16 protein-coding genes are annotated in these 14,180 nt (G+C 30.5%); 7 read left to right on the top strand and 9 right to left on the bottom strand.

Annotated elements, in window-relative coordinates:
* Positions 1–2: 2 nt before the first annotated feature.
* Both trkA and B4L98_RS12490 read left to right on the top strand, forming a co-directional pair.
* Positions 3–1,370 (top strand): Trk system potassium transporter TrkA, encoded by a 1,368-nt coding sequence (gene trkA, locus B4L98_RS12495; protein ID WP_291078346.1) that lies wholly within the window; start codon positions 3–5, stop codon positions 1,368–1,370.
* The gene (locus B4L98_RS12490; protein ID WP_180906655.1) at positions 1,370–2,911 is read left to right on the top strand and encodes a TrkH family potassium uptake protein; all 1,542 of its coding nucleotides are present in this window, start codon (positions 1,370–1,372) and stop codon (positions 2,909–2,911) included. The genes trkA and B4L98_RS12490 overlap by 1 nt, the downstream gene beginning before the upstream one ends.
* On the opposite strand, the gene B4L98_RS12485 is transcribed toward B4L98_RS12490, so the two are convergent.
* Positions 2,908–3,882, bottom strand: coding sequence for a glycosyltransferase family protein (locus tag B4L98_RS12485; protein ID WP_286494924.1), 975 nt, complete (start codon positions 3,880–3,882; stop codon positions 2,908–2,910). The genes B4L98_RS12490 and B4L98_RS12485 overlap by 4 nt on opposite strands.
* Entirely contained in the window at positions 3,883–4,707 is an 825-nt protein-coding gene (locus tag B4L98_RS12480; RefSeq protein ID WP_038335849.1) for a UDP-2,3-diacylglucosamine diphosphatase, read from the bottom strand.
* Positions 4,708–4,799: 92 nt separating this feature from the next.
* Here B4L98_RS12480 and B4L98_RS12475 point away from each other — a divergent pair, with 92 nt between their 5' ends.
* Entirely contained in the window at positions 4,800–5,012 is a 213-nt protein-coding gene (locus tag B4L98_RS12475) for a hypothetical protein (protein ID WP_180906652.1), read from the top strand.
* Positions 5,013–5,070: 58 nt separating this feature from the next.
* Here the strand turns inward: B4L98_RS12475 and B4L98_RS12470 are convergent, their stop codons facing one another.
* The 3 genes from B4L98_RS12470 to lpdA all read right to left on the bottom strand — a co-directional run bounded on the left by B4L98_RS12470 (position 5,071) and on the right by lpdA (position 7,446).
* Entirely contained in the window at positions 5,071–5,616 is a 546-nt protein-coding gene (locus B4L98_RS12470; RefSeq protein ID WP_286494925.1) for a T9SS type A sorting domain-containing protein, read from the bottom strand.
* A gap of 150 nt (positions 5,617–5,766) precedes the next feature.
* The gene (locus B4L98_RS12465; protein WP_280038151.1) at positions 5,767–5,916 is read right to left on the bottom strand and encodes a hypothetical protein; all 150 of its coding nucleotides are present in this window, start codon (positions 5,914–5,916) and stop codon (positions 5,767–5,769) included.
* A gap of 138 nt (positions 5,917–6,054) precedes the next feature.
* Positions 6,055–7,446, bottom strand: a complete 1,392-nt coding sequence (gene lpdA, locus B4L98_RS12460; RefSeq protein WP_286494926.1) for a dihydrolipoyl dehydrogenase — start codon at positions 7,444–7,446, stop codon at positions 6,055–6,057.
* 90 nt (positions 7,447–7,536) lie between these two features.
* Here lpdA and B4L98_RS12455 point away from each other — a divergent pair, with 90 nt between their 5' ends.
* A complete protein-coding gene (locus B4L98_RS12455) occupies positions 7,537–7,884 on the top strand; it encodes a hypothetical protein (RefSeq protein WP_219033995.1) in 348 nt (115 codons plus the stop codon).
* A 33-nt stretch (positions 7,885–7,917) separates the two neighbouring features.
* Here the strand turns inward: B4L98_RS12455 and B4L98_RS12450 are convergent, their stop codons facing one another.
* The gene (locus B4L98_RS12450; protein ID WP_286494927.1) at positions 7,918–8,922 is read right to left on the bottom strand and encodes a hypothetical protein; all 1,005 of its coding nucleotides are present in this window, start codon (positions 8,920–8,922) and stop codon (positions 7,918–7,920) included.
* Between the two features lie 131 nt (positions 8,923–9,053).
* On the opposite strand from B4L98_RS12450, the gene B4L98_RS12445 reads away from it, so the two are divergent.
* Positions 9,054–9,866 (top strand): WG repeat-containing protein, encoded by an 813-nt coding sequence (locus B4L98_RS12445; RefSeq protein ID WP_291078344.1) that lies wholly within the window; start codon positions 9,054–9,056, stop codon positions 9,864–9,866.
* Positions 9,867–9,901: 35 nt separating this feature from the next.
* Here B4L98_RS12445 and B4L98_RS12440 read toward each other — a convergent pair whose 3' ends face one another.
* From B4L98_RS12440 to prmC, 3 genes are all read right to left on the bottom strand, one after another.
* The gene (locus B4L98_RS12440) at positions 9,902–10,468 is read right to left on the bottom strand and encodes a GNAT family N-acetyltransferase (protein WP_219033998.1); all 567 of its coding nucleotides are present in this window, start codon (positions 10,466–10,468) and stop codon (positions 9,902–9,904) included.
* A gap of 54 nt (positions 10,469–10,522) precedes the next feature.
* Positions 10,523–10,711 carry a hypothetical protein gene (locus B4L98_RS12435; RefSeq protein ID WP_219033999.1) on the bottom strand — a complete coding sequence of 63 codons (189 nt, stop codon included), beginning with the start codon at positions 10,709–10,711 and terminating at the stop codon, positions 10,523–10,525.
* A gap of 446 nt (positions 10,712–11,157) precedes the next feature.
* Complete coding sequence (gene prmC, locus B4L98_RS12430) at positions 11,158–11,982, bottom strand: peptide chain release factor N(5)-glutamine methyltransferase (RefSeq protein WP_125350425.1); 825 nt, start codon at positions 11,980–11,982, stop codon at positions 11,158–11,160.
* Between the two features lie 92 nt (positions 11,983–12,074).
* Here prmC and B4L98_RS12425 point away from each other — a divergent pair, with 92 nt between their 5' ends.
* Complete coding sequence (locus B4L98_RS12425; RefSeq protein ID WP_160279610.1) at positions 12,075–12,407, top strand: DUF3060 domain-containing protein; 333 nt, start codon at positions 12,075–12,077, stop codon at positions 12,405–12,407.
* Between the two features lie 186 nt (positions 12,408–12,593).
* Positions 12,594–14,054 (top strand): discoidin domain-containing protein, encoded by a 1,461-nt coding sequence (locus B4L98_RS12420; protein ID WP_286494929.1) that lies wholly within the window; start codon positions 12,594–12,596, stop codon positions 14,052–14,054.
* The last annotated feature ends 126 nt before the right edge of the window (positions 14,055–14,180 follow it).

Raw genomic sequence — 14,180 nt, 5'->3', positions numbered from 1 at the left:
TCATGAAAATATTAATCGGAGGTGCTGGAGAAGTTGGTTTTCATTTGGCTAAATTACTTTCTAATGAAATGAACGACATCGTCATCATGGACATGGACAAGGACAAGTTGTTGATGATCGAAAACTCGTTAGATGTAATGGCTTATCGTGGTGATATCACTTCTTTCAAGGCTTTGCGAGAAGTTGGAATTGATGATACAGATATTTTTATATCGGTCACTCATCTTCAAAACACAAACCTTACAAGTGCTTCGATTGCGAAAGATTTAGGGGCAAAACGCACATTAGCTCGAATTTCGAATCCTGAATTTCTTTACAAAGAAAATCAATTTTGGGTTCAAGGAATGGGAATTGATGCATTAATTAGTCCTGAGAAATTAGCGGCTGATGAGATTTATTCTCTTGTTCAACAATCTGCTTTCAATGCGATGCATCCCTTTGCAAATGGTCAACTTTTTATGGTTGGAACTGTTTTGGATGCGGATTGTAAAATTTTGGACAAGCAGTACAAAGACATGTATTTGACGACGAAAGGTGGCGAAGACAATCTTTTGATGCCAATTGCAATAATTCGTAGCAACGAACGTGGCGAATATCAAACCATTATTCCCGAAGCCGAAACTGAATTTAGAATAGATGATCACGTTTATTTTATTGTCAAAAAAGCTGGAATTTTAGAAGTTTATAAAATCCTTGGAAAGAAACAAGAATATTTCAAAAATGTAATTGTTTTAGGAGGAGGAAGTATTGGTGTCAAAGTTGCCAAACTTTTAAAAGATAACAAGCACAATGTTAAGTTATTAGAAATCAATCGAAACAAAGCTTTTGATTTAGCTGACGATTTAAATAACATTTTGATTATCAATGGTGATGGTCGAGATGGAGAATTGTTATTGGAAGAAGGTATTTCTGATTCGGATGCTTTTATCGCTGTGACAGGAAGTTCGGAAACGAATATTATGTCATGTCTTTTGGCAAAATCAAAAGGCGTTAAAAAAACAATTGCTTTGGTCGAAAATATCGACTATATACATCTTAGTCAAGAAGTTGGAATTAACGCTTTTATCAATAAAAAACTCTTAACCGCAGATAGTATTTTCCGTTATATTCGACAAGGTTCTGTGATGGATGTAACAGGAATTTCTGATTTAGATGCTGAAGTTTTAGAATTCCGTATTCACGAAAATTCTGAAATCGCATTCAAAAAAGTAAGCGATTTTCCGTTTAAAGACGGTGCTATTATTGCTGGAATTGTTCGCAGAAATGATGGATTTATTCCAACAAAAGATTTCATTATCGAACCAAAAGATCACGTCGTTGTTTTTAGTCAAGCGAATTTAATTCCAAAAGTGACCAAATATTTTAAATAATGAAATCACTTAACATCAAAGTAATCCTGAATCTTTCGGGTGTTTTATTACTATTAAATGCGCTCTTTATGTTTATTGCAACATGTGTCAGCATTTATTTTAATGATCATCTACTCTACCCTTTTTTAGTTTCGGGGAGTTTAGTGGGATTGTCGGGAGCTGCAATGATGTATTTTACGCGTGACAGAAGAAAACACATCAACAAACGCGAAGGTTATATCGTGGTTTGTGTCGGATGGCTTTTCTTGATTCTTTCGGGGTGTTTACCCTATGTTACCTCGTTAATATTTCTACCAAACGATCATATCATCAATGAAAATTTTAGTTTTGTCAACATTATTTACGAAACCGTTTCTGGTTATACAGCGACTGGGACATCAATTTATGATGATGTAGAAAGTCTCCCAAAAAGTATATTATTTTGGCGAAGTACAACCAATTGGATTGGTGGTATGGGGATTATCGTTTTGACGATTGCGATTTTACCGTTTCTTGGAATTGGTGGTCGACAGCTTTTTATGGCAGAAGCGCCTGGAATTTATACGGATAAAATTCACCCTCGAATTACAGAAACAGCAAAAAACCTTTGGTTAGTTTATTTAGGCTTAACTGCTTTTTTTGCGATGTTGCTTTATTTTGGTGGAATGAATTTATTTGATGCTGCAAATCATTCGATGAGTGTGATTGCAACGGCAGGTTTTTCTACTAAGAATGAAGGTTTGATGTATTGGAATAACAATATTTTTATTCAATATGTATTAATCGTGATGATGTTTTTGGGCGGAACAAACTTCGCATTGATTTATTTATTGATTAAAGGACAATTCAAAAAAGTATGGAAAAATGAAGAATTCCGTTGGTGGGTTGGTTTACTTGCTGTCGTTACATTTATCGTTTTTGTTGTATTATTTTTCAATATTTACCCTAGTTATTCCGTCGAAACCTATTCGTGGTTTAATTTCGAACATTCATTCAGAAGTTCATTATTCCACGTTGTATCTATCGCATCTACAACAGCTTTGGCAATGGAAGATTACACAAGTTGGTTAACCGTAACCACACTTATTTTCTTCTCTTTGTTCTTCATCGGAGGTTCGGCAGGTTCTACATCTGGAGGAATTACAGTTATTAGACACGTCATTTTATTAAAAAATAGTTGGATCGAATTTAAGCGTATTTTACACCCAAACGCAATTATTCCTGTTCGTTATAACAATCGTTCGCTTAACCAATCTATTGTTTTCCACGTCATGGCATTCTTTGTCATGTTTATGTTTACATGGATTGTGAGTTCTATTTTGTTTGCGCTTTTGAATTATGGTATAACAATGAGTTTCCAAGATATTTTGGCCTCTTTAACATTAACTGCTTCCACTTTAGGAAACGTAGGTCCGGGAATTGGCGAATTTGGTCCGGGTACTTCAATGAATTCTTTAACGGATAGTGCAAAATTATTATGTTGTTTTTTAATGGTTTTGGGACGATTAGAGCTTTATACAATCTTAATTTTATTTACGCCTGCTTTCTGGAAAAATAATTAATGGGATGCTTCTAAAATTACTTTCTGAATGATTTCTTCGGTTTGATCTGGGAAATCTTTCTCAATAATTTTATTCGAATCCACCCAACGTTGCAATTGTGCTACATTCAAATCATATGAATAATCAACGCCAATCATTTTTAAAGCTTCGCAATTACATAATTGTTCGTATTGACCTTTAATCGGAATCACAAAAAGCTTCTTTTTAAGATAAATACTTTCGGCAGGCAATTCGAAACCAGCACCGCACAAAACTCCTTTACAATTTTCTAAAGTTCTAGTAAAAAGACGTTCATCAATTGGATAAATTTGAACATTAAATTGACGCGTAACATCTTTCACAAAAGGTGAAAAAACTTTCCATTTTGAATCTTTAATCAGTGATAATTTCTCCATAATTTCTGTTGGATGAAAACTTGGTAAATACACCAAATAGTAATCTTTTCGTTTTGGACGCAATGCTCTAATTTTATCTCGAATGATTGGTAAAAAAATAGCATCATTATATTCTTCGAAATGAAAACCGTAATACTTAGAAGTTGGTGCGTAATATTTTAAAATCGTTTCGCCCGTTTTATTTTTCACTGTTGGTGTTTCATCAAATAAAAATGAAGCTTGATGACTCAAACCAACAATATTTATCTTTTTCTTTCGAGCTGCATGTGCCGTAATTGGCTCAAAATCATTAATAATTAAATCATATTTTTCAATTGGAAAATGATTCACTTCATTCCAAAAAGATTTAAAACTATTCTCCTTAAAAATTCGTTTATACGAAACTTTCCCAAGCTGATTATAAAACAACGACAAGCCATTGTGATGTTTAAATTGATAATTTTCGAGTTGTAATTGTGAATTAGAACCACTCACAAAAACATTCAAATCTCCATATTCTTCAAGGATTGGTAACATTTTTTGCGCACGAGCCAAATGTCCATTTCCTGTTCCTTGCAAAGCGTATAAAATTTTCATTTATTTTTTATTGAGAATTGAAACAATCAGTTCATCTAACGAATAATTGAACTCGATTTCTTCTAAATTTTGCATCAAAGTATGTTTATGTTCTTCAAAATAAAACACTGACCAATTTCCGTCTACACATTCTAAAGCAGATAAATTCTCAATCCAATCCCCCGAATTCATATAAACACAAATTCCTTTATCCGTTTTTACTTTTCGCAATTGTGGTTGATGAATATGTCCACAAACTACATAATCATATTCATTTTCGATCGCTAATTCGGCAGCAGTTTGTTCAAAATCATTGATATGCTTCACCGCTTTTTTCACTGAATTTTTAATCTTTTGAGATAACGAATAACGTTCTCTTCCAAAAAACTCTAAACATTTATTGATAAAATAATTCAACTGAATTAATTTATCATAACCCCAACCACCTAATTTCGCAATCCATTTCGAATGTTGAATCGATGCATCAAACACATCTCCATGAAAAATCCAAGCGACTTTATCATTTTGTTTCAACATATATTTATCCGTTAAAAGAATATTTCCAAAACGCATTGTGGTAAATTTACGTAACAATTCGTCATGATTTCCTGTTATATAAACGATTGGAATTCCTTGTTCTGAAAGATTTAACAAATAACTAATAATTTGAAGATGCGTTTCTGGGAAATAACTTTTCTTAAAATTCCAAATATCCACAATATCACCATTGAGAATAATTTTTTTTGGATTGATTGACTGTAGATAAGCTAACAGCTCTTGTGCTTTGCAACCAAAAGTTCCTAAATGCACATCCGAAATAACAACAACATCAAGATTACGCTTCATTGATTTTTATTTAAATTTCGAAATCAAATATTACTTAAACGTTTTTTTAATCTTATGAAATCTTTATAAATTTGAGTCTAAATTGTAAAGTTATGAGCGAATTGAAATTCAAAACAAATATAAATTGTGACAGCTGTATCAAATCTGTAAAACCTTTTTTGGACGAAGCTGTAGGTAAAGACAATTGGAAAGTTGATACTTCTGATGAACGAAAAGTACTGACTGTGACAACAACCGAAGATGAAGAAGAAGTTGTAGAAGCTGTGACAGATGCAGGTTTTAAGATTCAGAAATTAGAAGAATAAATAAAAGCGATTCAGTAAACTGAATCGCTTTTTTGTTAGATTAACAATATATTCTTTCTTATTTTTTTACTACTTTTTGAGTAGAAGATTTTCCGTTAGAAGTAGTTTTAACTACATACGTCCCTTTAACTAATGAAGAAACATCTACATTTTGAACACCTTTAACTTCGAAAGATTTTACCAATTGTCCGTTAATATTGTAAACTTCTACAATTGTTTTATCTTTTACATTGAAAGAAGCTGTATTTGTCCATAATGTATTAGAAACTGCTTTAGTTAATGTTAAATTATCTGTACTCAAATTTGTACAAACATTTGCAGCCGTTTGTCCATTTCTAGGAGCAGCAGCAGCTACGTCAAAATCATTCTTATTATCATTTGTATCTTGACATCCTTTTAACTTTCTTTGAGCAGAATCAGTATTAGATAAAGCCGCAGTAGGACCAGATCCTTCATATTCATTAGACGTTCCAAAACCTACAAAATCAACGATATCTTTATCTGTTACATCAGTTATTGGATCAACATTAGATACAAGTGCTACTTTACCGTTCATGGCTCCTAATGCAAGAGCTGTAGCAGGAATTTGGTCTGGAGTTGGCAATGCATCTGTTCCACTATTACCTTTAGCTTGTTGAATTAAATAATATTTACCTGGCTGAATTGTAATATCTGCTAATACTTGTGTATTAGCTGCACTAACATTACCTGTAGCAGAAGCATATTGAAGTGAATGACCTTTTAATGTAACAGCTTAAGAGCCTCTATTAAACAACTCAATAAAATCATGCGTATATTTTGCGCCCGAATTTCCTCCTCCACCATAAACTTGACTAATCACAACTTGTCCAAATGATAAAGAAGATAATGCAGTAATTACTACTAAAGAATAAAATTTTTTCATATTATATCTGTTTTTAAATTATTATTATAAAGATAGTTAAAAAACAAATTCAATATACATAACGCAAAAAATTAACGATTTGGTAAAATAAAAAAGCAGCCAAAAGGCTGCTTCAACTATAAATTTTAAATTTATTTCTTAGATATGAATTGCATGTCCATATGCATCTTCTACCGCTTCCATAATAGCTTCTGCCATTGTAGGGTGCGCGTGAACAGATTTCATAATTTCATGTGCAGTAGTTTCTAATTTACGGGCTACAACTGCTTCTGCAATCATTTCAGTAACTCCATCACCAATCATGTGACATCCTAACCATTCACCATATTTCGCATCAAAAACTACTTTTACAAAACCATCAGCAGCTCCGTTTGCAACAGCTTTACCGTTTGCAGAGAATGGGAATTTTCCTACTTTTACTTCGTATCCAGCTTCTTTAGCTTTTGCTTCTGTTAATCCTACAGATGCAATTTCTGGAGAACAATAAGTACAACCTGGGATGTTTCCGTAGTCGATTGGTTCTACTTTTTCACCAGCAATATGCTCAACACATAAAATACCTTGTGCAGATGCTAAGTGAGCTAAATCTGCTCCTTTTACAACATCACCAATTGCATAATATCCTTTTACAGATGTTTCACAAAAATCATTGATAACTATTTTACCTCTTTCAGTTGCAATACCAACTTCTTCAAGACCAATATTTTCTGTATTTGGAACAACTCCTGCTGCTGATAAAACAACTTCTGCTTCAAGAATTTCTTCTCCTTTTGCAGTTTTAATTGTTGCTTTTACTAAATCTCCAGTTGTATCAACTCCTGTAACTTCTGCATTTGTTAAGATATTGATTCCAGATTTTTTAAGAGATAATTGTAATTGTTTCGAAATATCTTCATCTTCAACATTTACAATGCGTGGTAAAAACTCTACAATTGTCACTTTTGTTCCTAATGTATTGTAGAAGTGAGCAAACTCAACTCCAATCGCTCCAGAACCTACAACAATCATTGATTTTGGTTGCTTTTCCATTGCTAATGCACCACGGTAACCAATTACTTTTTTACCATCTTGTGGTAATGCAGGTAATTCACGAGAGCGTGCACCAGTTGCAATAATTATATTTTCTGAAGATAATTCACTAACAGAACCATCTGCTGCAGTAACTTTTACTTTTTTTCCTGGTAAAACTTTTGCTTCACCTTGAATTACTTCAATTTTGTTCTTCTTCATTAAGAATTGAACACCTTTACTCATACGATCCGCCACTCCTCTACTACGAGAAACAACATTTCCAAATTCGAATGAAATATCTGAAGGTAAGTTAATTCCAAAATCTTCTGCATGATTTAAGTATTTGAATACTTGAGCAGATTTTAATAAAGCTTTTGTAGGAATACATCCCCAGTTAAGGCAGATTCCACCTAATTCAGCTTTTTCTACGATTGCTACTTTTTTACCTAATTGTGCTGCTCTAATTGCTGCAACGTATCCTCCAGGACCACTTCCAATAACTATAATGTCGTAACTCATTTTTTCCATAATTTGAATGCTAATTTAATAATTATAACCCGAAAAAAAAGGAATTCCTTAAAATAGATTAAAATTTCTTACTTTTGCACTGTGAAAATATTCTTTGAAAATTACGCTGACGACTTACAGGTCGAAACTGAATTACCTTTAGAAGGTAGTTTATCACAAGCTATTGAGATTTTTCATAACCTACCTGATTATGACGGAAGTTATATTGGTTTGATGAATCAAGATGGGAATACTGTTCAGATTTCGAAATATGATCGATTTTTATTTTTAGTAGAAATCCCTGTTTACCAAGAACAAGCTTCATATTCAGTATTATTTACTTATTTTCAAGTAATGCAATTATTAGAAGATTTATACAAAGGATTTGATCCTTATAACATAAAAGGATTGAAATTTGAACAGTATTTAACAAAAAAAGCAACGAAATAATCGTTGCTTTTTTATTTTTATATTATTTAGATTTTACTGCCAAATATATTTCTCACCTAAACTTAACGTTGATTTCATCACATATTTTCCTTCCTCATTTTTTTCAGTTAATACTAAAATAGGATAATATTCACCTGCGGGAACCAATTTTGTGATATTTGTAGTAAAATTTAGCTTTTCAATTTTAGTAAAAGCAGAAATTGGTGAAACATCTAGATTTAGAAGTTCAAATCCATCTATTTCTTTAATTCCTGTTATATTTTGATTTGAAAAATATACCATTAATTTTAAGTCATTTGTAGGTTTATAATCTAAATTCTGTATAGAATTATCAACTCCACCAATTGTAACCATCAACGAATTGAAATCAATTTCTAATTTCCAACCTCCAACTAATTTTAGTTTTTTATTTACATTCGCTATGTTCAAAGAACTTTCTACAGGTGTATATATATCAGATAAAGTAGCGTCTATATTCTTTGTAGAAGCTAAAGTATTAGCATCTGTAACCTGAGGTAATTCTACATTCTTTACAACTTTATCAATTAAAATATTATTAGATTCTAAAGAAATTTTACTACTCAAAACTTTATAATTCAAAATAGAACCTGATTCTTTTTCTTTCAATAACAAAACTGGTGTATAATCTCCTTGTGCTAATGTTTCAAGATCTGAAGCTTTAAAAGTAATAGTAACGTTATTGAAGCTTGTTCCATTTCCTTCTAACTGCCCTAATTGTGCGTTTGTATTGATTTTATTCGGTAAATTATATAAATCTACAGATGTTTTTGATGGAGCAAAATATAAATCAAGAAATAAAGTCTGACTTGTTTTGTTTAAATAATTTGTCAATTTTCCTCCAGATATTTTATAGTTAGATGTATTTCCATCATTCGAAATTTTCCATACTCCTTCAAAAGAATAGTCTTTATTTATCGTAGTCGGTAAATTAATAATGTTTATACCATCTTGTTGAGCTGTAACAAAACTACTCATTATAATAGTTGCAGTAAAAAATAATTTAGTAAAAATATTCATAGGTTATATTTTAAGCTTTCCTACAAAAGGAAGAATTTAATTTACAAAAAGTGTTTAAAATTGGATTTTTTAATATTTATATACAAACTATTAATTTTTGATTAATTAATTTTACGTCGAATTATAGAATTATGACTAAAATATCACCAAAAGATACAGACCAGTTTGACAATTTTGTTCACAAAGAAACAACAACATTTGAAGATTTAACTGTTTTCGATCGCAACAATTTGGCACCAATATCTATTGATAATCAATTTGGTTTAATAGATAAAGAAGGAAATGTAATTATTCCGTTTCAATATCAAAAACTTGTGCTCACAACTGTTAATGCCTATAGCGCGCAAAAGGAGAATAAGTGGGGAATTATCACAAAATCTAACCAGATTTTGATTCCGTTCGAATATGATTTAACAAGTGAATTTATTGAAAATATTTGTGCTGTAAAAAAAGATGGAAAATGGGGTTTTATTGATTTATTAAATCAAGTTGTGATCCCGTTCGAATATGATGGTTGTACAGATTTTAGAGCTGGTTTAGCTGGAGTTGAAAAAGATGGAAAATGGGGAATGATTGATAAAAATAATCAGTTGATTATAGATTATCAATACGAATATTTAACGCCAGTCGATCAAAATTTTGCCACTTTTGGAGAAGCTACTTCACTAAAAATTGAGCGTCCAGATATATTAGCTTATTTTCCATATTTCTTATCAAAAGAGAATTATTTGATGCATTTTGGTTTAATTTCAACCAAAAACGAACAAATTTTAGGTCCAATTTCTGAATTACCAATTTTAGAAAGTTTCGAGAATCAAGCTGTTATTCGTCAAAATTATCAATTAGGTTACTTAAAAAATGGAAAAGATTTTGTGAAATTTGAACAATTTACAATCGATCCGTACGAAGAAAAAATCTTAACACAATTAGGAGTAATGAAATAAAAAAAGAGCTTTAAGAAAAGCTCTTTTTTTATTATCTATTGTTTTGGTTTATACTGCATATATTCATGATTTTCGCTCATCAACATTTTTTCCCCAACCACTTCAAAACCTTTTCTTTCGTACAATTTCTTTGCATTTGGGTTTGTAAAATCGACCAATAAACCTAATGTTTTGCCTTGCTTATTTCCTATTTCATCAATCAAATAATCCAATATTTTAGAACCTATTCCTTTCCCTCTAAAATCTTCAGAAACTGCAATTGTGTCAATATATATTTCACCTGCTTGTGTTTCATCTTGCGGATGAATAATTTGGTTATAATCATTTTTCAATAATTCTAAAACAGGTTTTCGAAGTTCTTCTAATTTTCCTCCGTCATAAAAAGTTGTTGTTCCAGCAAATTGATTATCATATTCTACAACAACTGTATTTTGATAACTATATTGATTTTCTTCTTGTTCAATTAATTTTTTCAAGAATAAAACTCCTTCTTCATAATCTGTTTTTCCGATAAAATCATAAACGATTTTATCCATCGCTAACATCATCAATCTTGCAATTGATAACGCATCTGTCTTTGTTGCTTCTCTAAAATTTAACATAAAAAAATAGCCTTGAGATTTCTCAAGGCTAAGTTAGAAATAATTATTTTGAAATTATTTCGCTTTTAATTTATCTAACGTATTGTTATATCCTTCTTTTGCTTTTTCTCCAGCTTCTTTCGCTTCTGCTTTCACATCTTTTGCAGCTGCATTGATATCAGCTTTTGCATCTTTTGCAACAGTTTTAATATCTTCTTTTGCTTGATTAGCTTTTGCATCTACTTTATCTACAGTATTATTCACTCCATCTTTTACATCTTGCGCAGCATTATTTACAGCAGCTTTTGCATCAATCCACGCTTTATTAGCATCGTCATAAGCTTTTTGTGCAGCTTCTGTTGCAGCTTTATCACCTTTCGCTTTTGCTTCATCTNNTCTACTTTCGCTTTTGCATCAGTTTCTGATAATGTAGTTGTTGTAGTTGTCGTTTCTTTGATAACAGTCGTAGAATCATTCGCTAATGAATCTACAGTTACATTAGTTTCAGTTGTTTTTGAAGTTTCTTGTTTACAAGAAGTAGCAAATGATAATGAAGCAACTGCCACTAATACAAATAATTTTTTCATAGTTGTTTTTTTTTATTGTTTTAATAATAGAATCAGTTCTAACAATTTTAATACCAAATTGCGAACGATTATTGAATTAAAATTAAATCTTTTCAGAAAATAAAACAAGATTCTTATAGATAATTATTGATTAGAAGCACTTAGCATACGATCATTTCCAGAAATATCTTTATGAATGATTACATTTTGATAAAATTTTTGAAATAATTGTTTTGTCTCTTTTCCTAAATATTGATTGATTTCACAATAAATTTTACCATTCTCTTTCAAATGATTTTTAGCAAAATCTATTACTCGTTCATAAAAAATTAAAGCATCATCATTTTCAACAAAAAGCGCCAAATGAGGTTCAAAATTCAAAACATTTTGATGCATTTCTTTTTTTTCAAGATTTCGGATATAAGGTGGATTTGAAATAATTACATCAAATTTATGGTTTAATTGAATGTCTTCCAGTAAATTATTGTGATAAAAATTTATATTAACTTTTAAATTTTCAGCATTTGATTGTGCTATTTTCAATGCATTTTCAGAAATATCTAATGCTGAAACATTTGCATTTGGAAATAATTTTGCCAACGAAATAGGAATACATCCTGTTCCTGTTCCTAAATCAATCATAGAAATATCTTGATTTTGAGCATAATCATTTCTAATTAATTCAACCAATTCTTCCGTTTCTGGACGAGGAATTAATGTATGTTCATTCACAAAAAAGAAATCGTTATAGAAAAAAGCTTTTCCAGTAATATGTTGTATAGGTTGACCTTTTTTTAATTGTTCTAAATCTGATAAAATTTCAGTCGTTAATTCAATTTCATCTCGGCTAGATAAATCAAGATTCAACTTATCTTCTACATAAATCATGAAAATATGAGAAGCTTCTTCTTTATCATATAGTAATTGCAATTTATCTAAAAACAATTGTTTTAGCTCAACTAAAGTCATTTTGTTAAATTTTTGTAAAGTTAGATTTTATTAATTGAAAGTGCACGATTCTTGATTTCTAAAAAGTAACCAAAAAAGAAATCACAATGAAAATGAATAAATTATTATGTGCTGTTACGATGTTATTTATTAGTCACCTTTCTTTTGCGCAGATAGAAATTGATGGAAATAATAAAAAACTAACGTTAGATTGTAAGGGACAAAAAGTAGAAGTTGGCGGAAGTGGACATGTGATCAATTTGAAAGGAGATTGTACCAAAGTTGAAATCATGGGAACAAATAATACAATATCTGTTAATGGATTAACTTCTGCTGAATTAGCTGGCGAAGGAAATACATTATATTATCGTAAAGCATTATCTAAAAATGGTAAATTACCTCAAATAATTGAGGGAAATAATAATACAATTATCAAAAAGCAGTAAAAATCTTTTCATTTATTATGTCTTTAATAGTTAGAATCTCTTTCTTAATTGTATTATTAAAGAAAGGGATTCTTTATTTCTTAACATTTCCTTATTTTTTTTTCAAATTGGTTCCTAGCTGATTATAAATAAAATGTATTAATTAACTTGTCTAAACAACAAAATATCAATTAACACAAATTATTTATGAAAAAAAATTACTTCCTACTAAGTATGATTTTACTTGGTATAGATTCTTTTGCGCAGGAATACAAAATGCCCGTTTCTAGTGTTACTTCTAAACAAGAGGCACAAAGTGGTAATGAAGCTACTTTTAGCGCAGATGGTATATTAACGACAATGTACCATTCTAAATGGAATCAAAATGGAATCCCAGATCAATTAGATTTTAGTTTCAACAGTCAAGTTAAATCTATAAAATCCCTTGCCTATTTTCCAAGGCAAACAGGTACTAATGGAATTTGGACAAATGTTGAAATTTTATATTCAACTAAAGGTGATCCAACAAATTTCAAAACAGCGACTACGAGTGCTATAACATGGGCTGGAGATTCTACATCTAAAAAATTTGATTTTGATAAAGAAATTATCAATCCAGCAGTCATTAGAATAAAAGTGAATGCTGCTCTAGGAAATTTCTCGAGTGCTGCGGAAGTTGAGTTTTACTCGTCTGATCAAATTACTCCAATAGCTTCGGAGTGTGTAATACAAACAAATGAGTTCTCAAACTATAAGGATATGAAAGTTTCTCCATTAGTTACAGGTTCGTCAGCATCAAGTTTTCAAACAGGGGAAAACATAGAGCAATCATTTGATGGAGATTACAATACGCTTTATCATTCTAACTACAATTCTACTGAAAAAACTTTCCCTATTTCATTAATTTATGCTTTTGATGGAAACACACCATTAGATTATATGATCTATTATCCAAGAAATGATGGTGGAGTAAATGGTTTATTAGGAAAAGTAAAAGTTAGTTACAATACTATAGCTGACCCTACTTATATTGAAATTTCTACACAAGATTTTACGCAAACAAATGATGTAAGAAATATATCTTTTCCATCACAAATAAAACCTTCTTCTATCAAATTAGAAATTTTAGATGGCAAAGGAAATTTTGCAAGTGTTGCCAAGATGGAATTTTATCAAAAAAATTCAAACAAGTTTGATCAGAAAAAGTATTCAACAATTTTTAAAGATGATTTATTCTCAGAATTAAATTCAGGCGTAAATCAACAAACAATTGATGGAATTACTACATCTCCTTTTGTTAAATCTTTAGCACAATGTTTATTAGATAATAAATACAAAAAAATAGATCGTGTTAACGAACATAAAGCATATAAAACAATAGCTTCTATCAATAAAGAATACAAAATTGGAAATTACAATGCTTACGAAAATCCAACAGGAATAGTTTTTTCGGAAAAAACAACTAGCGTTATGTTTGTAAGTGGTATTCCTTCTGGTGAAAGTGTATATTTACGTGTTAGAGATTCTGCTAACGAAGCAAATGTAACTGATATCTCCTACCCTTTATCAAATGGAATAAATGCTATTGAAATGAAAAATAATGGATTAGGATATATTTCTTATTATTCTGATTCTAATAATCTACCAAATATAAAATTAAATGTGTAATCTTCCCTAAAAAACGGAACGTTTAAAAATATAGTTTATTAACCCGTAGTGCATTTAGGTAATATTAATTTTTAATTTGTTAATATTTCTATTTTGGTTTCTGTTTATTGATTGAATAATAGTAAG

The sequence above is a fragment of the Empedobacter sp. UBA5528 genome (assembly GCF_002426075.1).
Taxonomy (GTDB): Bacteria; Bacteroidota; Bacteroidia; order Flavobacteriales; family Weeksellaceae; genus Empedobacter; species Empedobacter falsenii_B.
Note: the sequence above shows the minus strand (reverse complement) of the source record. Positions and strands in the feature narration are given on the sequence as shown.